This is a genomic window from Nonomuraea sp. 10N515B (genome assembly GCF_052245915.1).
GTDB lineage: Bacteria > Actinomycetota > Actinomycetes > Streptosporangiales > Streptosporangiaceae > Nonomuraea.
Genome location: NZ_JBQQBQ010000006.1, coordinates 252,260 through 275,984 on the forward strand (window position 1 = coordinate 252,260; position 23,725 = coordinate 275,984).

Below are 23,725 nucleotides of genomic sequence, written 5' to 3' on the forward strand. Positions count from 1 at the left end.
TGACAGGTCACGGCTGCCGGCAGCTTGTCGCCGATGAGGGCGAGGTTCTGGACGGCGGACAGAGCGAACTGCGCGCGAGGGGTTCCATATTCGCCGGACAGCACGCACGTCGGCGCACGTGTGACTCATCGTGCGCTCGGGTCGCTTCGGCCAGGCCTACGGGAAGGGCTGGGTCACTCGCGAGTGGCTATTCGTACTCCGCTGAGCTCCAATCAGCGGCTTGCTGCCCTGAAGAACGCTAACGCGGAGACATGATCCGGTGCGGCTGCACCTGAGTAGGCATAAGAAAACCCGGCCCACAAGGAGCCGAGTGGTATGTCAGCTGGGTTCGCGAACGTGCGGCCGATCGCCCTCACCCGTCCGGCGGCCGAGTGTAGGCGCCGACGACCGAGGGGGGCTGGCACTTGGTCAAATCGGCTGCGGTCAGTTGATACCACCAATGCCGCCCCACGCCATCCGAGGAACTGCCCGCGCAGCGCACCCGCGAGGTAGTTGCCGCTGGGGTTGACCAGTCCGACCGGAACTCGCTGACGTGCCTGTTCGATGGGAAAGCGCAGGTCGCTGTCGTTGGAGATGACCACTGCGGCGTCGATGACACCGGTGAAGAGATCGAGCAGGAGATGGGAGGCCACGTTGACGTCGGAGCCCTTCTCCTCCCGATAGGCGTAGGAGACCATGAAGCTCGCGTCTGGAACCGGCGTGCCTTGGGAATCGCAGACCTGCACCGGCCAGGCTGAGCGCGCGAGCACGGGCCGACCCGTGCGATCCCGTACGGCCAGCGGCGCGTACTTCACCCGTGAGACGTAGTAGCCGAACTCGATGTGGTCGACACTGCCGCCGGCCAGCAGGGCATTGAGGTAAACGCTCTGGTCGCGCTGCCCGCCGGGTTGTCGGCCCCGTCAATGCGAGCCGTGCAGTACACGATCCGCGCGACTTGTGAGCCCTGCCAGTTGGTTCGCCGGGCGACCAGATCGGCTGCCAGCGCACGAAGGTCGAGCCAGGCCCGCTCATTTCCTACTGGCGATCGCAGCGGACCCCTGGGCAGAGATCGGTCTGGCGACGCCAGATCTCGACGACGAGGCTCCCGCTGGTGGAACTCACAGGATCCGAGGCCGTAGCTGAGGTCCGCGAAGCGAGGCGATGCGGCCGGAAGCGATCCGACGCCAGCACGACCCCACCGCGGATCGGCGACGCCTACCGGATGGGCACCAGGCGCAGCCGTACCCAACTCAACAAGGCTCTCTTCACCTGCATAAAAATCAAGGGCGGCCGGATCAGCGATGCCGCCTTCCGACCGCCCTTCGACGATCTATTCCACATGTTCGAACATGGAACACAGGTGGAGCTATGGGGATTCGAACCCCAGACCTCCTCCATGCCATGGAGGCGCGCTACCAACTGCGCTATAGCCCCTTGCGATCACCAAGTGTATCGGAATCCTGAAGCGCCCGTGTCACACCGAAGATCCTGTGATACGTCTTAGGTTTTATGTCCACCTTTGAAGATCATCGCAGCCTGTTGACCAGCGTCGCGTACCGGATTCTGGGCAGTGTCGCCGACGCTGAGGACGTCGTTCAGGAGGCGTGGCTGCGCTGGTCGGGTGTGGATCAGGCGACGGTCGACGACCCCAAGGCCTATCTGATCCGAGTGACCTCGCGGCTGGCCATCGACCGGCTGCGGTGGGCGAAGTCGCGACGGGAGGCGTACGTCGGGCCGTGGCTGCCGGAGCCGATCAGCACCGAGCCCGACACCGCCGAGCATGCCGAGCTGGCCGAGTCGGTGGAGTTGGCGCTGCTGGTGGTGCTGGAGACGCTGTCGCCGCTGGAGCGGGCCGTGTTCGTGTTACGGGAGGCGTTCGACCTGCCGTTCGCGGAGATCGCCGAGATCATCGGGCGGGCCGAGCCGGCCACCAGGCAGCTCGCGCGGCGGGCGCGGGAGCACGTGCAGGAGAAGCGGCCGCGGTTCGACGTGGACAGGGACGAGCGGAGGCGCATGACCCAGCGGTTCATGAACGCCTCCGCGAACGGCGACCTCGACGGGCTGATCGAGCTGCTGTCCGGCGAGGTCACGATGGTCAGCGACGGCGGCGGCAAGGCCAGGGCGGCACTGCGGATCATCACCGGCGCGGACAACGTCAGCCGCTGGCTGCTGTCGATCAACACGCCGGCGAACATCGCGCGCTTCATGGCCTCGATCGGCATGGCGGAGGCAGCCGGCCTGTCGTTCGAGATGGCGGAGGTGAACGACGGACCGGCGATCGTGGCCTCGGCGGACGGGAAGGTGATCACGGTCATCTCGCTGGTGGTCGCGGACGGCAAGATCGAGACCATTTACCTCCTCGCCAACCCCGAGAAGATCGCGCACCTGCGGGCGGCGGGCTGAACGTCAGGCGGCTCGGCGGACCGGCATGCCGATCTCGCGTACCAGCTCGGGCAGGTCGACTCCGGCGTCCCGGAGGATCCTGGCGGTGCCGTTGGAGCAGTCGGCCAGCAGTCCCCAGATCAGGTCCTCCCCGGTGACCGGCCCCGGCCGCCACTGGGCCACCTCGATCACCTTCCTGGCGTGCATGGCCAGGGGGATCTGGCCGAGCGGCCCATACAACATCACCCGCAGCGGCCTCAGCCGGGAGCGCCGCAACCGCCACGCGGCCGGCGCGTCGGCGCCTGCCCTGGTGCGGCGGTGCACCAGGTCGAGGTCGATCCCCAGCGTGGCGAGCAGCCACCGGGGATCGCCGACGTCGACACGCTCGCGCACGTCGCTCGCGGACGCGGTGAACGACGAGAGCGTGAACGGCCGCACCTCGGCCAGTCCCAGCAGCATCAGGTCGGCCTCAAGCGCCGGCCGTCCGGCGTCGAGTGCGAGGATCCCGGCCCTGACCACGGCCCGGCGGGCGTCTTCTGTGAACCTGGCGAACACCGTGCTACCCCCTTGTCCGGTGAGCGTGCTTGCGATGGGCGGTCTGCCGCCGAACCCCCAGCGCGTCGGCGATCTGCTCCCACGACCACCCTTGAGAGCGGGCGTTCGACACGTGCATCGCCTCGAGCTCTTCCAGCAGGGTCCTGAGGGCGGCCACTGCCGCCAGGCCCACTCCGGGGTCGCGATCGGTGGCCGCCTCGGCCAGTTCGGTGACTTCCACGCCGTCAGCATATGCTGACGCGCGGCCGTTTGTCAGCATATGCTGACGCGGTTTTTCACAGCCTCTCGGCGAGGAGCGCGAGCACCGGGAGCGCCTCGGCCAGCCGCCTCCGCTCGTCGGGGGTCAGCGAGTCGACGGCGGTGGCCAGGCGTTCGGTGATGACCTGCTCGCGGCTGTCCAGCGCGGCGCGCCGCTCCAGGTGCGCCAGTTGGGCCGAGGCGTGCGGGGCGAGTCCTTCCCCCTCATGGAGCACATCGTCAAGCTCACCCGTGACGGCATCCAGGCCGATCTTCGGGCGGCCGCCGCGCACCTGGGCGACGGGCCGGTCGTCGCGCTCGGGTTCTGCATGGGCGGGCGCAACGCGTTCTTCGCCTCGGATCCGCGGTTCGGGTTCGCCGGGGTGATCGGGTTCTACGGGGCCCCTGGGATCGCGGGACCGTACGGGCCGGGGCCGACGCAGAGGCGCTGACGGCGGCGGGGGTGCCGCACCAGATCGTCACGTATCCGGGGGCGCCTCACGGGTTCTTCGATGCGGGGTTCGCCGAGCACGCCGCGGCCTGCGAGGACGCCTGGAAGCGGATGCTCGGCTTCCTGTCCGGTCTTTAGACGGCGCGGGTCGTGGTGCGCATCGTCAAGGTCGCGTCCTCCAGAGAGAGCGTGACCTCGACCCGGCCCAGCTCCGCCGTGCGGGTGACATGCGTGCCACCGCACGGGATCGACGCCTCGCCCCCGGGCAACGAGCAGTGCCAGGTACGGCGCGCCGTCAGACCGGGCCCCGGCACGTCCAGCCGGACCGGCGCGTCGGCGGCCACCCAGGCCTTGAGCCGGTCGTTCACCTGCTGGGCGACCAGCTCAGGGTCCAGGCCCTCCGCGGAGAACCCCTTCTTGCGCAGCGACTTGCCCAGGCGGTAGACGTCCACGCTGCCGTATTCGGCGATCCGCGAGGAGGTGATCGCCGCCTGGTCGAAGTCGGGGTGCCCGAGCGCGTCCAGCGGCGCCTCCTTGCGCCACAGGCCGGCGAGGGCCGCATTGAGCGCGAGAGCGGCCAGATGGCACGCGGTGTGCCCGGCCGAGAGCGCCGTACGGAACGCGGCGTCGACCTCCAGCTCCACCTCGGCCCCCACGGGCAGCGGCGTCTCGGTCACGTGGACGACCAGCCACTCCCAGCCTTCGGCGCCGCGCCGCACCGGGATGGCCTCGCCCAGGAAGACCTCGCCAGTGCTCGACTGGGCCCCTGTCACGCAGTCGAGCACCGGCACGCCGCCGACCGTGCCGCGGTCGGCCGGCTGGTCAGGCCAGGTGTGGTCGAGGGGATGGAACGGGGTCTCGGCCACGACGAGGCCGTGCCGGTCCCCCGCCGGCACGGTCCCGACGATCTGAGAGCGGCCCGAGACCTGGCCGCTGGGAAAGGTGACGGTAGTGGATTTCACCTCGTCATTGTCCCAGCGGGCCGCTCGTCCTCCAGGTAGCGGTCGCGGCCGACGTACAGGCCGGTGAGGAGCTGCACGACCAGGACAGCGAAGATCATCGTGTACGTCAGCGCCCAACCCCCCGTCATCTGGTACAGCACGCCGACCAGCAGCGGGCCTGCCCCCGCCATCAGGTAGCCGGCGCTCTGGCCGAACGCCGACAACCCGGCCGTGGTCTCCGGCGTACGGGTGCGCAGGCCCAGCATCATCAGCGCCAGCGGGAACGACCCCATGCCGACGGTGATCAGCACCGCCCACACCAGCGCCCACGACATCGGCCCGGCCCAGAGCCCGAGAAACCCGGCCGCGTAGAACGCCACGAGCCCGACCACCACGGGACGCTGGTCCCGGAACCGGGCGGCGACCATGGGCACGACCGCCGAGACGGGGATGTTCAGCGCGGTGAACACCCCGAGGATCAGCCCGGCCTGCGAGGTGCTGTAGCCGCCGTCGACGAGAATCGTGGCGAACCAGCCGAGCATGATGTAGGCGATCATCGACTGGGTGCCGAAGTACGTCGCGATCATCCAGGCCATCCGGCTGCCGAGCATCCGGCGGATGCCCGAGTCCCTGCTGCCCGCGTCCCGCTCCGGCTCACTGCGCAGCAGCGCAAGCCACGGAATGGCGGCGACGGCGGCCAGGGCCGCCCACACGCCGAGCGCGATGTGCCAGTCCCCCGAGGCACGCTCGATCGGCACGGTCGCGGCGGCGGCCAGCATGGTGCCCGTCGCCAGGGCCGTGGTGTAGACGGTGGTCATGATCCCGGTGCGGGCCGGGAAGTGACGCTTGATCAGCGTCGGGATGAGCACGTTGCCGACGGCCCCACCGGACAGCGCGACAGCGCTGCTCAGCAGGAACACCGGCGCGGACTCGACCAGCGCCCTGACCAGCATGCCGGCGCCCAGCGTGAGCAGGGCCAGCAGGAGCAGCCGGTGCTCCCCGACCCGGCTGGCCAGCGCCGGGGTGACGACGCCCACGCTGGCGAAGGCCAGGACGGGGAGGGCGGTGAGCAGGCCGGTGCCCACGCTCGACATGCCGAGCGCGCCGGCCAGCTGGTCGAGGAGCGGCCCGACGCTGGTGACGGCGGTGCGGAGATTGAGTGCGGCGAGGACGATTCCCAACACGAGCAGCCACGCGAGGGGTGCGGTTCTCCCCCGGCGCTCTTGGGTGAGCACGCTCATGTGAGCACGGTCCTCCACTCATCTAATCATGGGATGAATGGCCAGTGTAACAGGACCGAAACATACGTTTATTCCTGGCCCGCTGCACAAGAAGGTGACGCGGCCGCGAAGGCCACTCATAGGTCGCGATATGCGGGCCAGATCTCCGACCAGGGACGACGACGGCCCTCGCATACCCACACCGTACGCGTGCCGCCGACTTTTCCAGCGGCGACGGCCAGTTGGCGGAGCGTCGTGAAGTACGGACGAAGGGAAGCAGGATCTTGACCGACGAAGAGCACGGGCCCGGAGCGTTCCGGCGGCGGCCCGAAGTAGGCCCACCCCAGGTTCCCACTGAAGACGGGCGGCAGTCCGCGTTCCTGTCCGAAGAAGTCAAGCGCACTCGCCTCCCAATACGTCTGGGCGACCAGCACGGCATCGCGACGCTGATCAGGCGGAAGAGACCGGTAGGAGGCCGCCACGGCGTCGGCAAGCTCCGGCCACCCGTGACTGCCGACCGCGACAGGATCGATGGAGGTCGCCTGCCAGCTCGCCGGGATGATGGGCAGCGCGCTCAGGGCGAAGGCGACGGACAGGGTGTACACCGGCCAGGTGGGCACCCACCGCCACCACCGCCGCGGTCTGTGCCGCCGCAGCTCCACCGCCGCCACCGCCCACAGCAGCGGAAACAGCCCGGCCACATAGTACGGACGCCCGCCCGTGACGACGAAGACCGCCGCCACCAGCAGGCACGCCCACCCGAGAAAGCGGTAGTCCCGCAGCTCGGGCGACTTGAGCAGCCGCCACGACCCGTAACAGACGAGCACCGCGCCCACCAGCAGACCAGCCGCCAGCAACGCCTGCGGGAGGAGCAACAGCCGCCCGGCGTAGCCGTTCTGCTCGGAGATGAGGGATCCCATCCGCAGCTGCGGCCAGCCGTGTACGGCCTGCCACACGAGGCCCGGCACCGACGACGCGGCGGCCATCCCCATCCCCACCCACAGCAGCGGCCGCCGCAACAACTCCCGCGGCCCGACGACGGCCACGCAGACCAGGAGGGCAACACACAGGACAACGATCAAATACTTCGCCTGGAGCGCGAGCGCGGTGCCCAGGCCCGCCCAGAGCAGCACCCGGTCGTCACGAGTACGCACCCAGCGCACGAGCAACCACGTCAAGACAGCCCACAGGAAGACATCCACGGTGGCCGTGTACAACAGGTGCCCGGTGGAGAGCAGGAAGTTGGAGGTGGGGTACGCCGCGGCGGCCATCAGCTGAGCCCTGCGATCGCCGCCGAGTTCGCGGGCGAGCTGCGCGGTCACCAGGATGCCGAGCACGGCCAGCACCATCGAGGGCAGCCTGAGTCCGGTGAGCGAGCCGCCGAAGACCGCATCCATAGCCCTGGCCAGCAACGGCACCAGCGGCGGCTGGTCGGCATAACTCCAGTCGAGCCGCCGTCCAGCGGCGAGAAAGTACAGCTCGTCACCGAAGAATCCCGGCTGACCACTCGTCAGCAAAAGAACGGCACCCACGAAGGCAGCGATAATGAGCACCGGACGCCACGCGAAATCTTGCACGATGATTCCTTCACCATGATCGATGAAATCCTGCCCTCCTGGGTCGCCAGCGCCGAGGAATTCGGCGACCCACCGCACGCGGTCCTCTTTCCAGAGGAGGACGCACTCATTTCGGGCTCGGCGGAGAGAAGGCAACGCGAGTTCCGCACGTCCCGCCACTGCGCCCACCGGGCGTTACGGCTGCTCGGTACGGAGCCCCAGCCGATCCTGCGCGGGGACCATGGCGCCCCCACGTGGCCACCAGGGGTCACGGGCAGCATCACGCACTGTGCGGGCTACAGAGCGGCCGCGGTAGCGCGCGGCGCCCTGGCGATCGGCATAGACGCCGAACCCGACCTGCCGGTGCTCGACGGCTTCCTGGGGCGGATCACGACCCCCGCGGAACTCGCCGCCCTGGAGCGGTCGGGCGTTCCGGGCACGGGCCGCCTGCTGTTCTGCGCAAAAGAGGCGATCTACAAGGCCTGGTATCCCCTGACGGGCTACCGACTCGGCTTTCTCGACGCCACAGTGATCTTCACGCAATCGCCCCCACCGCAGACCGCCAACCCCACAACGCCACCACCGCATGCCGCGCCTTCGCCATCGCTTCCTGATGTCGCCGCCCTCACGGTTCCCGCTCCTGCACCACCTCGGGTGTTCGCCCCACCCGAGTCGTCCGCTCACTCCGGAGAGCTGGCCGTGTCCGGGACCTTCGACGCCGAGATCGCCGTCCATGGCGCAGGGTGGCCGACCCACCTCAGGGGGCGCTGGCTGGTGAGCCGCGGTCTGATTCTGACGTCGATCGCAATCCGCGACCCTGCCGCATGACCGCGCACCCGAGTCCAGCAGCGCCATCCGATCGATCCCCGCACTACGGCGCCCAAGGACCCTCGCCTTGCGACCGACGACCCGCTCAAGGACCCCGACCTCGCACCCCTTCGCCGGCCACACAGTTCTCGTGCCGCGCCTCCGCCGACAACCCTTCCGACCCTCCGGGAGGAACCGTGTCATTGGGCCGAGCGTTGGAAAGATCGACGGCCAGGGGAGGAGCGCGTGATCCATAAAGGGATCAACTACGACGTCGGAACGAACTACGTACCGGGGCCCCTGTCGCGCCCCAATTGGGATGAGGATGTCGTGCGGCAGGAGCTGCTCGTCATCCGCGACCAGCTCCACTGTGACTCCGTCAACATCTTCGGCTCCGATGTCGAACGGCTGATCAGGGGCGCCGAGCTGGCCTTGGAGCTGGGGCTGCGGGTGTGGATACAGCCGCGCGTGATCGAGGCCGGGGCGGATGAGGTGCTGGAGAAGCTCGGGCGAGTGGTGGAGGCAGCCGAGCGGCTGCGCAAGGATCGGGACGGTGCGGTCGGGGTCAATGTGGGGTGCGAGCTGACCATTTTTTCCGCCGGGATGATCCCGGGGAAGAATTTTCAGCGGCGGGCCGCATTGGTCGGGTTTCTGTGGTGGTTGCTGCCGTTGTTCAACGGGCGGCTCAACAAGCTGCTGCGGCGGGCCGTCGAGGTCGTCAAGGCTCGTTTCCAGGGTGAGGTGACGTACGGCGCGGGGACTTGGGAGCGGGTCGACTGGGCGCCGTTCGACGTCATTGGGCTCAATTACTACATGGACTCCGGCAACAGCGGCGGGTACGTGGCGGGCCTGCAGAGATTGGCGCGGTACGGCAAGCCGATCGTCATCGTCGAGTACGGCTGCTGCTCCTACGAGGGAGCGAAGGCGGCCGGGGCGGCGGGGGACGACATCGTCGACTGGGGCAAGGCCGTGCCCGAGCTGAAACGCGAATACCGCAGGGACGAGCGCGTGCAGGCCGAGCGAATTGCCGAGCTCTTTCAGATATACCGTACGGAGGGCGTACGGGAGGCTTTCGTATTTGAATTCATCGAGACGTCCTATCCACATTCGCCGGACCCCAGATATGATCTGGACATGGCCAGTTTCGGGGTCGTGAAAGCCTGTCCCGACGGCCGCGGCGGATATCGGTGGGAACCGAAGGCCGCTTTTCAGGAAATCGCCAGGCTCCATCTCGAGAAATAGGGAGTTCTCTGTGCCGCCTGCGAAGAAGAAATCGACGGCAGCGACCACCATCCTGGCCACGGGCCTGCCCATCGGCATGGGGATCGGGATCTTCGGCATGGACAGCGCGCTGTGGGGGATCGCCATCGGCTGGGGACTCGTCGCCATCTTCGCGCTCCTCTACGTGCTCTTCAGGCGGCGTCCTCAGTGACCACCTGCTTGCGGGCGCCGGGTGTGATCAATGGCCCATGCCGAGCCCGCCGTCCACCGGGATCACCGCGCCGGTGATGTACGCGGCGTCCTCCCCCGCCACGAACCTCACGGCCCGCGCCACCTCCGCCGCCTGCCCGAAGCGGCCGAGCGGGATGTTGCCCCGCATCTCCTCACGGCGGCTCTCCGGTAGCGCGGCAGTCATGTCGGTCTCGACGACGCCCGGCGCGACCACGTTCACCGTGATGCCCATCGGGCCCAGCTCGCGGGCCAGCGAGCGGCAGAACCCGATCAAGCCTGCTTTGGTGGCCGCGTAGTTCGACTGTCCGGCGGAGCCGAGCATGGCCGCCACCGAGGAGACGAACACGATCCGGCCGCGCCGCATCCGCAGCATTCCGCGTACGGCTCGCTTGGCCACCCGGTACGCCCCCACGAGGTTGGTGTCGACGACCGACGTGAACTGCTCGTCCTTCATCAGCGCCAGCAGCCCGTCCTTGGTGATCCCGGCGTTGGCGACCAGCACCTCGACCGGGCCCTGTTCCGCCTCGGTCTTCTCGAAGGCGGCGTTGACGTCGGCGGTGCTGGTGACGTCGCAGCGAACGGCGTACAGGCCGGCAGGCGGCTCGCCGGAGCGGTAGGTGATCGCGACGGATTCTCCGGCGGCGCTCAGCTCCCGGGCCACGGCGAGCCCGATACCCCTGTTCCCGCCGGTGACGAGCACTGATCTGCCCATGTGTCTGTCCTCCTCCGTCCGGGGCGTGTCCGCCGCCGGGCTAGAACGTTTCCTCTTCCGCCAGCAGGTCGTCGGCGGCCGAGGACATGAGGTCGCAGGCGGCACGTACCTCCGGCGCCAGCGGGCGGTCGCGCTCGAGCGGCGGCGAGATCTCGGCCAGCGCGGCCCAGAGGCCGGTCGTCCGCCTGGCATCGCCCGCCAAGGCCGCGCGCTGGGCCGTCGCCACTGCGAGCGAGCCGACCACGAGCCAGGCCAGCTCGATCGCCTCCGCCACCGCGTTGGCCCCATTCAGCGCCATCGGCACGTGGTCCTGGTTCCCGCCGTTCGTGGGCAAGGCGGTGAGAGAGGCCGGGTAGACGAGTTGCCTGATCCGCGACACGAACGACGTCGCGCTGATCTGCACCCCGGCCAGTCCGCTGCCCGCGCCGGGACGCGGGGTGAGCATCGGCGGCAGCCCGCCGTTGTAGGAGGGGTCGCACAGCAGGCCGAGCTGGCGTTCGGCGAGGAACGCCACCTGCTGCAGGCACAGCCCGATCTGGTCCGAGCACAGGCCGACGGGCATGGCGTGGAAATTGCCGCCGTGCAGCAGCTCGCCCTCGTAGCAGATCGGGTTGTCGGTGCAGCCCGTGGCCTCGCGCAGCAGGATGTCCTCTGCCGAGCCGAGCTGGTCGAGGACCGCGCCGAGGACCTGCGGGGCGCAACGCAGACTGTACGGCTCCTGGAGCGGCCTGCTCCGGTCGCGTTCCATGTCCTCGGGAAGCGCTTCCCGGATCCATCGGGCCACCACGAGCTGGCCGAGCTGGCCGCGGGCGTGGCCGATGCCGTGATGGTAGGCCTCGGGGTTGGCGCCGAGGAGGTACGCGACGCGGGCGGTGAGGAGGCCGACGGCTCTGACCAGGCGGAGTACGGCCTGGTGGTTGAGGGCGGTGACGGCCAGGCTGACGCTGGTCCCGTTCACGAAGGACAGGGCCTCGCGGGCGGGCCACACGATCGGCTCCGCACCGAGCGACGCCAGCGCCTGCGCCGAGGGACGCGGGGTCCAGGCGCCGTCGTCGTCCCTGACCCAGGCCTCGCCGGTGCCCGCGTACGCCATGGCGGCCGCGGCGAGCGGCTGCAGGTCGCCGCTGGCGCTCACGGTGCCGTTGCGCGGGATCGCCGGGGTGAAGCCCGCGTTCCAGAGGTCGGCGAGCCGCTGCCAGAACCCGGCGGACACCGCCGAATGGCCCTTGCGCATGCTCGACAGCCTGAGCCAGACGGCCAGGCGGCAAACGTCCGGGTCGAGCGGTCTCCCCTGGGCCGTGCCGAGATGGGCGATCAGGCCGCTGCCCTGTTCGAGCGCGGACTCGGCGGCGGTGAACGCCACGAGCGGCCCGAACCCGTGCGTCACCCCGTAAACGGGGTCGTCGGAGGAGAGCGCCTTGGCCAGCGTGTCGACGCCTGCCTGCATGCGCGCGATGTCGTCGTAGTCGCACTCGGCGACGGCGGCGTCCCAGCCGGCCTGCTTGAGCAGGCCGGACAGCCGTGCTCCGCGTTCTACCTGGACCAGATTCGTCATGTGGCTGCTCCCGCGTCGGCTGTTGGCGGTGGTTGGAAGCGCCGGAGCTTGCCGGTCGCGGAACGGTCGATCCTGTCCACCACGGACACGTTCCGCGGCAGAGCGCCGATCCTGGCGAGCGCGGCACGCACGTCCGCGTCCGTCAGGGGGTGGCCGGCTTCCGGTACGACGAGCAGATCGAGGTGCTCGCCGCTCACGGCGTCGGCGATGGGGAGGAACGCGAGATCCGCGCAGCGGAGCTCTTGACGGAGCGACTCCTCCAGGTGGTCGAGGTTCACCCGGCGGCCGTTGACCTTGACCAGGCGGCTGCTTCGCCCGGCGAAGCGGAAACTGCGGTCGTCCAGGGGCACGATGAGGTCGTCCGTCACCCAGATGGAGGGACGGACCCCGCCCGGGGCGAAGGCCAACCGAGGGCTCGTGACGGCGAGCGCGATTTCCACCCCGCCGATGTCCTCCGGCATGACGGAGGCGGTCTCCGGTCCGGTGGACGGCTCGCCGCTCGCGGGTGTCCCGGTCGCGGCGGAACTCCGCGCCCCAGGCGCGGGTGCGAAGTCGACGTCGTCGAAGAGGCGCCAGGGCTGCTCTGACGGCGACCACGTACGGCTGGCGATGCCGCCCGCCTCCGTCGACCCGAACACCTCCACGATCCCCACCTGCTCCGCCCCGGCCGCCGACACCAGCTCCCCCGCCGTCGCGGGCAGCAGCGCCGTGCTGTGCAGCACGACCAGGCGCTCGGCCGCACTCACCCACGGCAGCGCGCGCAGCAGGATCGAGAACGTCCACGGCACCGCCACCACCGCCCACCGGTCGAACGGCTCCGAAGGGAGCGCGCCGAAGTACCGGGGCCGGTACCAGACGGGCAGTCGCAGCAGCGCGGGCACCAGGACGCCGGCCAGCGCTCCGTACACGTGCTTGGGCGGCGCGAACGACAGGACGGCCTCGGGCCGGTCCTTCTCCAGCAGGCCGGCCAGGAGGCCGGCCTCGGCCCACATCTGCTCCCTGGTACGCCGCCAGGTCCGGCTCGCCCCCGTGCTCCCCGACGTGCCGAGGTCCACGGTGGCGGGCACCAGCGCTTCGACGTCGCCCTCGAACCGGTCCCAGCGGACCAGCCACTGCTCTTCCGTGATGCGCGGCGCGGCGAATCCCGACCGGAGCAGCTCAGATGGCGACAGCTCGGTATATGTCACGAAATCAGCTCCAGGAGATCCTGAACGGTCTTGACCCCTGCCAGTGCCTCTTCCGAGATGTCGACGCCGATCGTCTCTTCGAGCGTGAAGACGACGGCGACCATCGCCAGCGAATCGAGCCCGAGGTCCTCGATGAATGACCGCTCCGGTAGAACCTCGCCGGCCGCGACGCCAGCCACTTTTTCGACGACTTCGGACAAGAGTGAAAGGCGTTCCAGTTCCGCAGTGGACATGGCTGCTGTTCCTCCGGCTCGAAAATTTTCTTTCCGCCGCCAGCACGCTAACTAATTACCGGCCGAATAACCAATGAATGTGTCTCGCCGGCGGGACGTCAGGACGCCAGCGGCGGACGACCAGGACGGCATTGTGGCCGCCGAATCCGAACGAATTGCTGATGGCCACGTTCGCGGAATGCTCTTGCGACTTATGCGGGACCAGGTTCAGTTCGGGGTCGTCGGGATTGTCGCAGTTGATGGTCGGCGGAGCTATCCCTGTGCGTACGCTCTCGAGCGCGACGGCTGCCTCCACCGCTCCGGCCGCCGCCAGCATGTGACCGGTCATGGACTTGGTCGAGCTCACCGGCAGGCTCCTGTCCTCGAACACCCGCCGGATGACCTTCAGCTCGGCGGCGTCGTTCAGCGGGGTGCTGGTGCCGTGCGCGTTGACGTACCCGACCTCGCCCGGCGCGACTCCGGCGTCGGCCAGGGCCTGGCGGACGGCGCGCTCGACGGCGACCCCCTCCGGGTGCGGGGCGGTGACGTGGTGGCCGTCCGTCGTGGCGCCGTACCCGGCGATCTCGCCGTAGATCCTGGCGCCGCGGGCGAGGGCGTGTTCGGCGCTCTCCAGTACGAGGACGGCGGCGCCCGCGCTCATCACGAAGCCGTCCCTGTCGCGGTCGAACGGCCTGCTGGCCGCCTCGGGGTCGTCGTTGCGCCGGGAGAGGGCGCCGGATCGGGCTGCGGCGGCGATGTCGAGGCGGTTGAGCGTGTCGTCGGCGCCGCCGGCGAGCACCACGTCCGCCCGGCCGTGCTGGATGAGCCGCAGCGCCTCGCCGACGCAGTTCGCGCCGGTCGCGCAGGCGGTGGCCAGCGCGAGGCAGGGGCCCTGTGCGCCGATCCGCAGCGCCACCTCGCCCGCGGGCGTGACGATCCCGGTGGTGGCGAACGTGTACGGGTTGACGCCCTTGAACCCCCTGGCGTCCAGGGCCGCGGCGGCCCCCAGCACGGCCTCGGTGGGGGCGCCCACCGAGCCGATCACGACGCCGGTCCTCGGCGGGTCCAGGTCGCCGGCGGTCATTCCCGCGTCTTCGAGCGCGAGCTCCGCGGCGACCAGCGCGAGGCGCGCGGCGCCGCCGGCCCGGCCCGCCAGGGAATGCGGCAGATAATCGCGGAAATCCAGCCCGCTCAATTGGCCGCCGATGGTGACGGGCAGCCCGGAAACGTCCACGCCCGTCAGCGTGCCGATGCCGCTGCGGCCCTCCGTCAATCCTGACCAGGTTTCGGCCCACCCGATGCCGACCGGGGTGAGCACGCCATGACCGGTTACCACCACGCGCATGTCCGCCTCTTTTCTGCGAATTCAGCGACGGCGTAGAGGGTAACCCGGTCACATTCCGATATGCAGTTTTTCGGCCACCAGGGCAGGCGAGGGCAGCGCCGCCATTTCGGCGGCCAGTTCCGTCGCGCGTTTCCGGAAAACGGGCTCCGACAGCAGCCGTGCGGCGTGCGCGGCGACCACGTCGGGCGCGTCCTCCTCCGGAGTGAGAGCCAGCGCGGCGCCCGACGAGGCGAGGGTCTCGGCGGTGACGAACTGGTCGGTCGCCTGCGGAACGATGAGCTGCGGCACTCCGGACACCAGGGCGGCCATGGCGGTGCCCGAGCCGCCGTGGTGGATCACCAGGTCGCAGTGGGGCAGCGCGAGGTTGAGCGTCACCCAGCCGGCGTGCAGCACGTGCTCGGGCCACGGGCGCAGGCTCGCGGCCAGCCCCTCGTCCAGCCCGAGCACCAGCTCGAAGCCCGCCTCGGTCAGGCTCTCCACGAGCTTGGTGACGAGTTTGCGGGGGTCGACGTGGGCGCGGTCGAGCAGCAGGCTCCCGAACGTGACCAGCGCCCTCGGCCTGCCCTGGCCCTTGCGGTGCCATCGCTGCAGCCGCGCCGGGCCGTTGTACGGGACGTAGCGCATCGCGATGGCCGCGGGATCTTCGGTGAGGCTCGGCGGGCACGGGTGGATGGTGGCGCTCGGCGCCGGCAGCGCCGTTCCCGCAGTGGCGCCACCGAGGGCGGTCCGGGCGGCGGCCGCGTAGGCGGGCAGGCCGGGAAGGGCCCAGCTGTGCTCGATCCAGGGGATGTCGCGCTCGTACGCCGCCAGGCGGCCCGCGTACTCGCACGGCTCGCTGATCACCAGATCCGGCCGGAAGTCGTCGGCCAGCTCCCCCATCCCCGCCGAGATACGGGCCGACAGGACGCCCCAGGCCCGGCCGCTCTCCTCGATGGCCCTTGCCAGTTGCTCGCCCGCGCCTTCCACGGCGCTGGCCTTGGCGTACTCGTCGGGGCCTATGCCCGCGTCGATGAGCCCCACGGGGAGTCCGGTGGTGGTGACGGTGGTGCTGAACCTCTCGGTGGGGCAGGCGACCAGGACGTCGTCGCCCCGGCTCCGCAGTGCCCACGCCAGGGGGACCATCGGGAAGAGGTGCCCGACCAGGGGCACGGAGGTGAACAAGACTCGCATGCTTCCGCATCCTCTCAGCGGGATGGTGCTATCGGGCGAAGGCCACGCTCAGGCGGGGAGGGCGGAGAGGGTAGGGCCGAACAGCGTGGGATCGTTGGCCAGGATGGCCCGCTGTAAGCGGCGCATCGCCGGCCCGGGTTCCACCCCCGCCGCCTCGATCAGCCACAGCCGCGCCCTGGCGTACGCCTCCAGCGCCTCCACCTGCCGCCCCGACCGGAACAAGCCCAGCATGAGCTGCTCCCAGAACCGCTCATGAAACGGGTAATCGTGCACCACCCGCGAGGCCACCTCCACCACCTTCCCGTTCTGCCCGATGGCCAGCCACAGGTCCACGGCCCGCTCGATGGCCCCCGTGAAGCGCTCCTCCAGCCAGGCCGTCTCCGTCAGCAGCAGCGGCCCGCCCGACACGTCGTCCAGCGGCTTCCCCCGCCACAGCCGCAGCGCCTGCTCGTAGCGGTCGGCGGCGCACGCCAGCCGCCCCCGCGCTACCAACCCCTCCGCCTCCTGCGTCACCGACTCGAAGTCGTGCAGGTCAAGCCGCCCGCCCTCGACCGACAGCCGGTATCCGCCCCGCACCGTCTCCAGCGCGCCCCCGAGCCCGGGCAGGGCCCGGTCTAGGCGCATGCGCAGTGTGTACGCGTACGTACGCAAGTTCGCGGCGGCCGACAGCGGGGCCTCCGGCCAGACGGAGCGGCTGAGCCGATCGAGCGTCACGGTCTGCATCGACCAGAGAAGGAGAGACGCGAGAAATGTGCGCACTTTGGCACTTCCGAGCGCTATATGCTTCCCGTCCACAATGACCTCAAGTGGCCCGAGAATCCGGAATTCGATCCCGACCGGAGCCGACAATGCCGGGCTCGACGTCATCACAGCCCCCCTAGCACGTTTGTCACGAGAAGGTCGACTTCTCTTCCTATGGTGATAGTGGGAGACTGCGGGATGGTTGCCATTATGCTGACATCCTCAGCATGATGGTGGAGGCCGATGCACTTCCACGTTCTTGGGCCGTTAGAGGTCGAGTGCGACGGACGTGCGCTCCGATTCAGCCGGAGCCGCGAGCGCTGCCTGATCGTGGCCATCCTGCTCGAGCCGGGCATGAGCGTCTCCCTCGACCGGCTGACCGCGCTGTTGTGGGAGGACGAGCCACCGGAGACCGCCCGACGCACCGTCCAGAGCCACGTGGCCCGGGTACGCGCGGTCCTACGCGAGGCCGGAGCTCATGAGCACGGCGTGGACCTGGTCTCCACGGGCCGCGGTTACGCGTTCAAGCTGCCCCCCGGCACCGTCGACGTGCAGCGGTTCCGCACCCTGCTGGCGAAGGCCGGCACGACGGGCGACCCGATGGAGCGGATGGCGCTGCTGAGGGAAGGGCTCGACCTGTGGCGGGGCCGCACGTTCGACGACGCGCCCAGCGACTGGCTGCGCGCCCGGCTCTGCGCCGAGATCGACGAGCTCAGGATGTGGGCGACGGAGGAGTGGCTGGCCGCCACGCTGTCGCTCGGCCGCCACCAGGAGGCGCTGCCCGAGCTGGCCAGGCTCACGGCCGACCACCCCACCAAGGAACGCCTGATCGAGCTGCACATGCGCGCGCTACAACAGGCGGGCAGGCGGGCCGAGGCCCTGGCGCTCTACAGCAGGGCGGCCGAGCGGCTGGAGAGCGAGCTGGGCGTGCAGCCGAGCCCCGCGCTGCGGCGCATGCGCGAGGCGATCACCCAGGACGACCAGCAGGAAGAACCACAGAGCGAGCGGGTCTGGGTCGTGCCCGCCGAGCTGCCCGCCGGCACCGTCGACTTCACCGGCAGGGACGACGAGCTGGTCAGGCTGGACGAGCTCAGGCTCGACTCACCGGCCCTGCGGGTGGCGGTGATCGCCGGCACGGCCGGTGTCGGCAAGACGGCGCTCGCGCTGCAGTGGGGACACGCGGTCTCGCAGGACTTCCCCGACGGCCAGCTCTACGTCAACCTGCGCGGCCAGGACGGCGGGGACCGGCTGCGCCCGCTGGACGCGCTGCACCGGCTGCTGCACTCGCTCGGCACGCTGCCACAGCTCATACCCGCGACCGAGGAAGAGGCAGCCGGGCTCTACCGGTCACTGATGGCGGGCAAGCGCCGCCTCGTCATCCTGGACAACGCCTACAGCGCCGAGCAGGTCAGGCCGATACTTCCCGGCTCCCCCACGTGCGTGGTGCTGGTCACCAGCCGCGACCACATGGTGGGCCTCGAAGGGGCCCACCACCTGCCGATCGACGTGCTCCCCGCCCGCCACGCGATCGAGCTGCTCGGCCGGGTGGCCGGGCCGCCGCGCACGCGGGCGGAGCCCGAGATGGCCCACGAGATCGTCCGGCTCTGCGGCTACCTCCCGCTCGCGGTGCGGGTGGCCGCCTCGCGGCTGGCCTCACGCCCGGCGCTGTCGCTCGCCGCACTCGCCGCGGACCTCAGCGACGAGCACCGGCGGCTGGACCGGCTCGAAGTCGGCGACGTGTCCGTACGGGCCAGCCTCGCGCTCAGCTACCACGGGCTCAGCGAGCCGGCGCGGCACCTGTTCCGCCTGCTCAGCGCGGTCAACGTGCCCGACTTCCCGAGCTGGGTCGCCCACGCGCTGCTCGACACTTCGCCGGCCGACGTCGACCGGCACCTCGACCTGTTGGTGGACGCCAACCTGTTACGCATCTCCACGACCGATCCCCTGGGCCAGATCAGGTACCGCTTCCACGACCTGGTACGCCTGTACGCCAAGGAGGTCGCGCAGGCCGAAGAGTCCCCGCAGAACCTGCGAACGGCGCTGGAGCGGGTCGCGGGCGCGTATCTTCTGCTGGCCGAGCAGGCCCACCTGCGCAGGTACGGCGGCGACTACGCCACCCTGCACGGCACCGCCCCACGCTGGAACCCCGGCTGCGCCACCGTCGAGCTGGTGCGGCAGGACCCGATCGAGTGGCTGGAGATCGAGCGCCACTCGCTGCTCGGCGTCATCCAGCAGACCGCCAGGGCGGATCTCGACGAGCTCTGCTGGGACCTGGCCCAAGCCGTCACGACGCTGTTCGAGACCCGCAGCTACTTCGACGACTGGCGCGAGTCCAGCGAGCACGCGCTGGCCGCCGCGCGCAGGGCGGGCAACCGGCGGGGCGAGGCGGCCATGCTCTACTCGCTGGGCTCGCTGCAGGTGTTCCTGTCGGACTTCGACGCGGCCGACAGCCTGCTCTCGCTCGCGCTCAAGCTGTTCGAGGCGGTGGGCGAGCGGCACGGTTACGCGCTGGCACTGCGTAACGCCGCACTCTACGACCGGGTGAGCGGCCGCTTCCCCGAGGCGCTGGACAAGTACACCACCGCGCTGGAGATCCTGCGCGCGGCCGGAGATCGCTATACCGAGGCCCACGTCCTGATCAACATCGCCCAGGTCCGGCTCGACCAGGGCGACCTGAAGGAGGCCGAGTCGCTGCTGACGGCGTCCATCGAGACGTTCAAGGCCATCGAGAGCCGGCGCGGCGAGGCGCAGTCCCTCTACCGGCTGGGCGAGGTCTACCGCAGGAAGGGCGACCTGCGGGCGGCGCAGAGCGCGTTCGAGGCCGTGCTGGTGTACTCGCGCAAGGGCGGCGATCTGATCGGCGAGGTGCACGGGCTGCTCGGCCTGGGAGACCTGCACCTGGAGCAGGGGAGCGCGGCGTCGGCCGAGCGGGCGTTCTCCGGCGCGCTGATCAGGGCGCGGGAGATCGGGGAGCGCTTCGGCGAGGCCCGCGCGCTGTTCGCGCTGGGGCAGCTGGAGAGCTCGCGCGAGCAGTGGGAGGCGAGCGGAGTGCTGTTGGAGGGGGCGGCGCGGATCTTCGTGGAGCTGCGGGCGGACCTGTGGGAGCGCCGGGTCCGCGCGGTCCAGGCCCAGGGCGGCCCCGGCTAGGGCCGGGGCCGCGGGCACTCATGGGCGGGGATGATGGTTGGGGGGGTGATTATGGGAGTGATTGTGGGGGTGATTGTTGGGATTGTTAGTCCAGTGGCTGTTGAGCCCATGTGCGTGGGCCGCGACAGGTCCGAAGGCGAACATCGCCACAGCCAGCGTGACGACGACTCTCCGCAGGTGTCTGAGCAAACGAATCTCCCTTCAACTCTTCCGCAAAAGGAGAAGCATCCTCTACATCAGTCACCGTACCCTCATCAACCACAAAATCAGCATATAAACCCCCCTAGCACAGCAAGCTGGTTCTGTCGACCCCAGTTGCCTGTAGATCTCCTGTAGATCACAGCCCCTATGTTTTCACCTGTAGATCTTCACAAAGGGGGCATGTCGGATGATCCACGCCCTGCGGGTGAGATTGCTCGGCCGGGTGACGGCCTCGCTGAACGGCCATGACCTGGACCTGGGCCCGCCAAGGCAACGCACGCTGTTCGCCACGCTGGCCGCCCGGGCCGGCGAACCGGTGAGCCGCAAGGAGCTCGTCGACGCGATCTGGGGGATGGACGCCCCGCCGACGGTGGAGAGCAGCGTCTACACGTACGTGGCGCGGCTCAGGCGGGGGCTGGAGCCCGACCGCGCGTCGCGCGCACCGTCCGGGCTGCTGCTCAACGACGGCTCGGGATACCTGCTCAACCTGACGCCCGGCAACGTGGACGCCGCCCGCTTCGAGCAGCGGCTGGAAGAGGCCAGGCGGCTGCGTCGCGCGGGAGCGCCGGCCGAGGCGCTGGCCGAGCTGGAGGAGGCGCTGGCGCTCTGGCACGGCACGGCGTTCGGCGGCGCGGCCGGGCCCTTCGCGGACGCCGAACGGGTGCGGCTGGGCGAACTGCGCTTCACGGCCGTCGAGGACCGGGCCGAGGTGCTGCTGGCGCTGGACCGGCACCCGGAGGTGATCGGCGAGCTGTCCGGGCTGGTCAAGCGGCACCCGTTACGCGAGCGGCTGCGCCACCTGCTCATGCGGGCCTACTACCGCTCAGGGCGGCAGGCGGACGCGCTGGCCGAGTTCAGGGACGTACGCACGCTGCTGGTCAGGGAGCTGGGCCTGGAGCCCGGCGACGAACTACGGCGGTGTCATGAGCTGATCCTGCGCGGGGACCCGCTGCGCCAGACTGTAAACGTTCTCGGTTCGGCGCCCGCGCAGCTTCCCAGGGACGTCCCGGCGTTCACGGGACGGGAGGAGGAGCTGCGGCGGCTGCGGGCGTACGCGTCCGAGGCCGAGGCCGGCGGCGAGACGGGGCTGATCCTGATCGACGGCGGCCCCGGCGTGGGCAAGACCGCCCTGGCCGTGCGGCTCGCGCACGAGCTGGCCGCACGCTATCCCGACGGCCAGCTCCACGTGGACCTGCGCGGCTTCTCCGGCGCCCCGCCCCTCTCCGCCACCGAGGCCCTGCGCCAGCTCCTGGGCGAGACGCCCGCCGACCCGGGGAGCTACCGCAGCCTGATGGCGGGCCGGCGGCTGCTCGTCCTGCTGGACAACGCCGAGTCCGCCGAGCAGGTACGCCCCCTGCTCGCCGGCACCCGGTCCTGCCTGATGATCGTCACCAGCAGGAACCGGCTGTCCGGGCTGGTGGCGCGGGACGGCGCCCGCAGGCTGACGCTGGGCGCGATGCCCGACGGCGACGCCGCCGAGCTGATGCGCCGCATCATGGGCGAGCCGGGCCGGCCCGCGCTGGTCGAGGCTTGCGCGGGGCTGCCGGTGGCGCTGCGGATCGCCGCCGAGCGGGTGCTCATGGGCGCGCTCAACGAGTTCAGCGGCCCCGACGACCTGCTGAAGGTGCTGCACGCCGACGATGACGACCCCTCGTCGGTGCGCACGCTCTTCTCCTGGTCGTACCGGGCGCTGCCGCGATACGCACAGCAGATGTTCCACGCGCTGGGGCGGCATGCCGAGCGTGAGGTGTCCCTGGACACCGCCGCGCGGGCGGCCGGCCTTCTCGTGGAGCAGGCGGGGCTCGCGCTCGATCGGCTGGCGAGCGCCCACCTGGTGGAGAAGGCCGGCAGGGACCGCTTCCGGCTGCACGGCCTCATGCACGCCTACGCCAAGGAGCTCGCCACGAACAAGCCGCGCCCCGAGGGGCCGCCCTCGAGGTAGTCCGCCGACAGCCCGGCCCGTTCGAACGCCGAGAGGTATCGCTCGCGGGTGAACAACGTGTTCACGTGCGTGACCGTGAAGTGCCTGACGCCGGACCCGGCGTCGGCGACCAGGTAGTGCGCCTGCATGGTGCTCGCGTCACCGGTCCTGACCGTGTGCGAGACCCTGGCGAGGGTACGTCCGGCGGCGGTGACGACGTCGCCGGCCACGTACCCGGGCAGGAACGTCTCGGGAAACCACCACGGCTCGACGACGACCACGCCACCGGGCGTCAGGTGGGCGGCCATCCTGGTCAGCGCCGCCGCCAGCTCGGCATCGTCACGCATGTACGCGATCGAGCTGAACATGCAGGTGACGGCGTCGAAGCGGCGGCCCAGGCCGAAGTCGCGCATGTCGCCCTGGTGCACCGGCACGCCGGGCAGCCGCATCCTGGCCACCTCGATCATGTCCTCGGACAGCTCCAGCCCCGCCACGTCGTCCACGAGGGCGGCGAAGTGGCGCAGGTGGGAGCCGGTGCCGCAGGCCACGTCGAGCAGCGAGGCGACGCCCCGCCTGCGTGCGTGGACCAGTTTGAGCACGTCGGCCGCCTCGGCGGCGTAGTCCTTGCCGCGCCCCTCGTACAGCGCGTCGTAGACATCGGCGAGCTCGGCGTCGTACATCGTCATCCTCCACGGTATTCGGCAGTGAGCCGTTCGAGTTCGGGCACGAGGTCGTTGGGCGTGGGCAGGGCGAGCTGCTCGGCGCGCAGCCGCTGTGCCTCCTGACGGAACGACGGCTCCTTCAGCAGGCGGGCGACGTGGTCCCTGACCTGCTCGCCGGTCACGTCGTCGGTGTGGATGGCCAGCCCCGCGCCCTGGTTGACCAGGTGGCGGGCGCGTACGGGGGCGTCGAGCAGGTTGTAGAGCAGCAACTGCGGGACCCCGTTGACCAGCGTCGTGCAGTACGACCCGCCGCCGCCGTGGTGGATGACCGCGTCGCAGGTGGGGACGAGCGCGTGCAGCGGTGCGTACGCCACCAGCCTGGCGTTGTCCGGCACCGCGCCCAGCTTCGCCTGCTGCTCTGCAGGGAGGGTCGCGACGACCTCGATGTCCAGGTCGGCCAGCGCGTCGAGGATGCCCTGCACGGACACCGAGTAGCCGTCGAACCGTTCGGTCGCGGCCGTGCCGAGCGTCAGGCACACTCTGGGCCGCTCCGGCGGCTCACGCAGCCACGGGGGGATCACGGACAGTCCGTTGTACGGGACGTACCGCATCGGCACGTAGTGCAGGTCCAGGTCGAGATCCAGATCAGGATCCTTGCGCAGCGAGTCGGGGAAGTAGTCGATCGTGAAGTGGCCGTTGACCATGTCCTCGGAGAAGGCGCCGCCGTACGGCTCGACACGGGAGCCGAGCCACTCCGCCAGCGGGTCCCTGCCGCCGGGCGGCTTGAGCCGCAGGAAGTGGGTGCGCATCCGGGCGAACAGGTCCACGCTCCACATGAACCTGGCGTGCGCGGCGCCGCAGGCGGTGGCCGCGATCGGCGCGGCGTAGGTGATCTGGTCCCAGATGACGAGGTCGGGCTCCCACTGCCGGCACAGCCCGGCCAGGTCGTCGATCATCGTGTCGTTCAGCAGCCGCCACCACCAGGGCACGACCTGGCCGTACCCCCACGACAGGTACTCCCAGGTCAGCTCGTGGGCTGGGGTCTCGGCGATGCCGTACGGCGGCACCTTGTCCTTGCGGGGGTCGAACAGCGGATAGGCGCGCATCACCCGCCAGAAGCTGTGGTTCTTGCCGACGGGCACGGCGGTCAGCCCGGCGCCGGTGATGACCTCGGTCAGCTCGGGCTGGCTGGCCACCCGCACCTCGTGCCCGGCCGACTGGAGCGCCCAGGCCAGCGGGACCATGAGGAAGAAGTGGGTCTTCTCCGCGTACGTGGCGAACAGGATGCGCAT

24 protein-coding genes and 1 tRNA gene are annotated in these 23,725 nt (G+C 70.2%); 8 read left to right on the forward strand and 17 right to left on the reverse strand.

What is annotated here, in order from left to right:
* Positions 1-212: 212 nt before the first annotated feature.
* A complete protein-coding gene (locus ACTWQA_RS11425; RefSeq protein WP_443159207.1) occupies positions 213-794 on the reverse strand; it encodes a hypothetical protein in 582 nt (193 codons plus the stop codon).
* Between the two features lie 546 nt (positions 795-1,340).
* Positions 1,341-1,413 (reverse strand) — tRNA-Ala (locus ACTWQA_RS11430).
* Between the two features lie 75 nt (positions 1,414-1,488).
* Here ACTWQA_RS11430 and ACTWQA_RS11435 point away from each other — a divergent pair.
* Positions 1,489-2,382 (forward strand): RNA polymerase sigma-70 factor, encoded by an 894-nt coding sequence (locus tag ACTWQA_RS11435; RefSeq protein ID WP_443159208.1) that lies wholly within the window; start codon positions 1,489-1,491, stop codon positions 2,380-2,382.
* 3 nt (positions 2,383-2,385) lie between these two features.
* Here the strand turns inward: ACTWQA_RS11435 and ACTWQA_RS11440 are convergent, their stop codons facing one another.
* From ACTWQA_RS11440 to ACTWQA_RS11450, 3 genes are read right to left on the reverse strand one after another with little or no spacing between them, the layout of a single operon-like run.
* Positions 2,386-2,916, reverse strand: coding sequence for a hypothetical protein (locus ACTWQA_RS11440; RefSeq protein ID WP_443159209.1), 531 nt, complete (start codon positions 2,914-2,916; stop codon positions 2,386-2,388).
* A 4-nt stretch (positions 2,917-2,920) separates the two neighbouring features.
* Entirely contained in the window at positions 2,921-3,136 is a 216-nt protein-coding gene (locus ACTWQA_RS11445; RefSeq protein ID WP_443159210.1) for an RNA polymerase subunit sigma-70, read from the reverse strand.
* A 55-nt stretch (positions 3,137-3,191) separates the two neighbouring features.
* Positions 3,192-3,389 carry a hypothetical protein gene (locus ACTWQA_RS11450; protein ID WP_443159211.1) on the reverse strand — a complete coding sequence of 66 codons (198 nt, stop codon included), beginning with the start codon at positions 3,387-3,389 and terminating at the stop codon, positions 3,192-3,194.
* On the opposite strand from ACTWQA_RS11450, the gene ACTWQA_RS11455 reads away from it, so the two are divergent.
* Together ACTWQA_RS11455 and ACTWQA_RS11460 are read left to right on the forward strand one after the other, a co-directional pair.
* Positions 3,381-3,605: a dienelactone hydrolase family protein gene (locus tag ACTWQA_RS11455; RefSeq protein WP_443159212.1), complete on the forward strand. Its 225-nt coding sequence runs from the start codon at positions 3,381-3,383 to the stop codon at positions 3,603-3,605. The genes ACTWQA_RS11450 and ACTWQA_RS11455 overlap by 9 nt on opposite strands.
* Positions 3,606-3,616: 11 nt before the next feature.
* Positions 3,617-3,742: a dienelactone hydrolase family protein gene (locus ACTWQA_RS11460; protein ID WP_443159213.1), complete on the forward strand. Its 126-nt coding sequence runs from the start codon at positions 3,617-3,619 to the stop codon at positions 3,740-3,742.
* Here the strand turns inward: ACTWQA_RS11460 and ACTWQA_RS11465 are convergent.
* The 3 genes from ACTWQA_RS11465 to ACTWQA_RS11475 all read right to left on the reverse strand — a co-directional run bounded on the left by ACTWQA_RS11465 (position 3,739) and on the right by ACTWQA_RS11475 (position 7,297).
* Positions 3,739-4,566 carry a metal-dependent hydrolase gene (locus ACTWQA_RS11465; protein ID WP_443159214.1) on the reverse strand — a complete coding sequence of 276 codons (828 nt, stop codon included), beginning with the start codon at positions 4,564-4,566 and terminating at the stop codon, positions 3,739-3,741. The genes ACTWQA_RS11460 and ACTWQA_RS11465 overlap by 4 nt on opposite strands.
* Entirely contained in the window at positions 4,563-5,786 is a 1,224-nt protein-coding gene (locus tag ACTWQA_RS11470) for a CynX/NimT family MFS transporter (protein WP_443159215.1), read from the reverse strand. Before ACTWQA_RS11470 ends, ACTWQA_RS11465 begins: the two co-directional genes overlap by 4 nt.
* A gap of 116 nt (positions 5,787-5,902) precedes the next feature.
* Positions 5,903-7,297, reverse strand: coding sequence for an ArnT family glycosyltransferase (locus ACTWQA_RS11475; protein ID WP_443159216.1), 1,395 nt, complete (start codon positions 7,295-7,297; stop codon positions 5,903-5,905).
* Between the two features lie 60 nt (positions 7,298-7,357).
* Here ACTWQA_RS11475 and ACTWQA_RS11480 point away from each other — a divergent pair, with 60 nt between their 5' ends.
* The 3 genes from ACTWQA_RS11480 (at position 7,358) to ACTWQA_RS11490 (ending at position 9,560) form a co-directional block, all read left to right on the forward strand.
* Complete coding sequence (locus ACTWQA_RS11480) at positions 7,358-8,149, forward strand: 4'-phosphopantetheinyl transferase family protein (protein ID WP_443159217.1); 792 nt, start codon at positions 7,358-7,360, stop codon at positions 8,147-8,149.
* 225 nt (positions 8,150-8,374) lie between these two features.
* Entirely contained in the window at positions 8,375-9,370 is a 996-nt protein-coding gene (locus ACTWQA_RS11485) for a hypothetical protein (RefSeq protein ID WP_443159218.1), read from the forward strand.
* Between the two features lie 10 nt (positions 9,371-9,380).
* A complete protein-coding gene (locus tag ACTWQA_RS11490) occupies positions 9,381-9,560 on the forward strand; it encodes a hypothetical protein (protein WP_443159219.1) in 180 nt (59 codons plus the stop codon).
* A 27-nt stretch (positions 9,561-9,587) separates the two neighbouring features.
* Here the strand turns inward: ACTWQA_RS11490 and fabG are convergent, their stop codons facing one another.
* Genes fabG through ACTWQA_RS11525 form a run of 7 tightly spaced genes read right to left on the reverse strand, consistent with a single transcriptional unit; the run spans position 9,588 to position 16,484 of the window.
* Positions 9,588-10,292, reverse strand: a complete 705-nt coding sequence (fabG, locus tag ACTWQA_RS11495) for a 3-oxoacyl-ACP reductase FabG (RefSeq protein ID WP_443159220.1) — start codon at positions 10,290-10,292, stop codon at positions 9,588-9,590.
* A 40-nt stretch (positions 10,293-10,332) separates the two neighbouring features.
* The gene (locus ACTWQA_RS11500) at positions 10,333-11,847 is read right to left on the reverse strand and encodes an aromatic amino acid lyase (RefSeq protein ID WP_443159221.1); all 1,515 of its coding nucleotides are present in this window, start codon (positions 11,845-11,847) and stop codon (positions 10,333-10,335) included.
* On the reverse strand, positions 11,844-13,034 hold the full coding sequence (locus tag ACTWQA_RS11505; protein ID WP_443159222.1) for a hypothetical protein: 1,191 nt from the start codon (positions 13,032-13,034) through the stop codon (positions 11,844-11,846). Before ACTWQA_RS11505 ends, ACTWQA_RS11500 begins: the two co-directional genes overlap by 4 nt.
* Positions 13,031-13,267 (reverse strand): acyl carrier protein, encoded by a 237-nt coding sequence (locus tag ACTWQA_RS11510; protein WP_443159223.1) that lies wholly within the window; start codon positions 13,265-13,267, stop codon positions 13,031-13,033. Before ACTWQA_RS11510 ends, ACTWQA_RS11505 begins: the two co-directional genes overlap by 4 nt.
* Before the next feature lie 55 nt (positions 13,268-13,322).
* Positions 13,323-14,591 carry a beta-ketoacyl-[acyl-carrier-protein] synthase family protein gene (locus ACTWQA_RS11515; protein ID WP_443159224.1) on the reverse strand — a complete coding sequence of 423 codons (1,269 nt, stop codon included), beginning with the start codon at positions 14,589-14,591 and terminating at the stop codon, positions 13,323-13,325.
* A gap of 48 nt (positions 14,592-14,639) precedes the next feature.
* On the reverse strand, positions 14,640-15,761 hold the full coding sequence (locus tag ACTWQA_RS11520; RefSeq protein WP_443159225.1) for a glycosyltransferase: 1,122 nt from the start codon (positions 15,759-15,761) through the stop codon (positions 14,640-14,642).
* Between the two features lie 48 nt (positions 15,762-15,809).
* Complete coding sequence (locus ACTWQA_RS11525; RefSeq protein ID WP_443159226.1) at positions 15,810-16,484, reverse strand: AfsR/SARP family transcriptional regulator; 675 nt, start codon at positions 16,482-16,484, stop codon at positions 15,810-15,812.
* Between the two features lie 261 nt (positions 16,485-16,745).
* Between ACTWQA_RS11525 and ACTWQA_RS11530 the strand changes: the two genes are divergently transcribed.
* Positions 16,746-19,649, forward strand: coding sequence for a BTAD domain-containing putative transcriptional regulator (locus ACTWQA_RS11530; protein WP_443159227.1), 2,904 nt, complete (start codon positions 16,746-16,748; stop codon positions 19,647-19,649).
* Between the two features lie 388 nt (positions 19,650-20,037).
* Positions 20,038-21,792 carry a BTAD domain-containing putative transcriptional regulator gene (locus tag ACTWQA_RS11535; protein ID WP_443159228.1) on the forward strand — a complete coding sequence of 585 codons (1,755 nt, stop codon included), beginning with the start codon at positions 20,038-20,040 and terminating at the stop codon, positions 21,790-21,792.
* Here the strand turns inward: ACTWQA_RS11535 and ACTWQA_RS11540 are convergent.
* A complete protein-coding gene (locus ACTWQA_RS11540) occupies positions 21,735-22,457 on the reverse strand; it encodes a class I SAM-dependent DNA methyltransferase (protein WP_443159229.1) in 723 nt (240 codons plus the stop codon). The genes ACTWQA_RS11535 and ACTWQA_RS11540 overlap by 58 nt on opposite strands.
* Complete coding sequence (locus tag ACTWQA_RS11545; RefSeq protein WP_443159230.1) at positions 22,454-23,725, reverse strand: activator-dependent family glycosyltransferase; 1,272 nt, start codon at positions 23,723-23,725, stop codon at positions 22,454-22,456. Before ACTWQA_RS11545 ends, ACTWQA_RS11540 begins: the two co-directional genes overlap by 4 nt.

Bases quoted from the DNA above. Each gene is read 5' to 3' on its own strand.
- ACTWQA_RS11435 (WP_443159208.1), top strand. From the start codon at position 1,489: ATGTCCACCTTTGAAGATCATCGCAGCCTGTTGACCAGCGTCGCGTAC.
- ACTWQA_RS11455 (WP_443159212.1), top strand. From the start codon at position 3,381: ATGGAGCACATCGTCAAGCTCACCCGTGACGGCATCCAGGCCGATCTT.
- ACTWQA_RS11470 (WP_443159215.1), bottom strand. From the start codon at position 5,786: ATGAGCGTGCTCACCCAAGAGCGCCGGGGGAGAACCGCACCCCTCGCG.
- ACTWQA_RS11480 (WP_443159217.1), top strand. From the start codon at position 7,358: ATGATCGATGAAATCCTGCCCTCCTGGGTCGCCAGCGCCGAGGAATTC.
- fabG (WP_443159220.1), bottom strand. From the start codon at position 10,292: ATGGGCAGATCAGTGCTCGTCACCGGCGGGAACAGGGGTATCGGGCTC.
- ACTWQA_RS11500 (WP_443159221.1), bottom strand. From the start codon at position 11,847: ATGACGAATCTGGTCCAGGTAGAACGCGGAGCACGGCTGTCCGGCCTG.
- ACTWQA_RS11510 (WP_443159223.1), bottom strand. From the start codon at position 13,267: ATGTCCACTGCGGAACTGGAACGCCTTTCACTCTTGTCCGAAGTCGTC.
- ACTWQA_RS11515 (WP_443159224.1), bottom strand. From the start codon at position 14,591: ATGCGCGTGGTGGTAACCGGTCATGGCGTGCTCACCCCGGTCGGCATC.
- ACTWQA_RS11520 (WP_443159225.1), bottom strand. From the start codon at position 15,761: ATGCGAGTCTTGTTCACCTCCGTGCCCCTGGTCGGGCACCTCTTCCCG.
- ACTWQA_RS11525 (WP_443159226.1), bottom strand. From the start codon at position 16,484: ATGCAGACCGTGACGCTCGATCGGCTCAGCCGCTCCGTCTGGCCGGAG.
- ACTWQA_RS11530 (WP_443159227.1), top strand. From the start codon at position 16,746: ATGCACTTCCACGTTCTTGGGCCGTTAGAGGTCGAGTGCGACGGACGT.
- ACTWQA_RS11535 (WP_443159228.1), top strand. From the start codon at position 20,038: ATGATCCACGCCCTGCGGGTGAGATTGCTCGGCCGGGTGACGGCCTCG.
- ACTWQA_RS11540 (WP_443159229.1), bottom strand. From the start codon at position 22,457: ATGACGATGTACGACGCCGAGCTCGCCGATGTCTACGACGCGCTGTAC.
- ACTWQA_RS11545 (WP_443159230.1), bottom strand. From the start codon at position 23,725: ATGCGCATCCTGTTCGCCACGTACGCGGAGAAGACCCACTTCTTCCTC.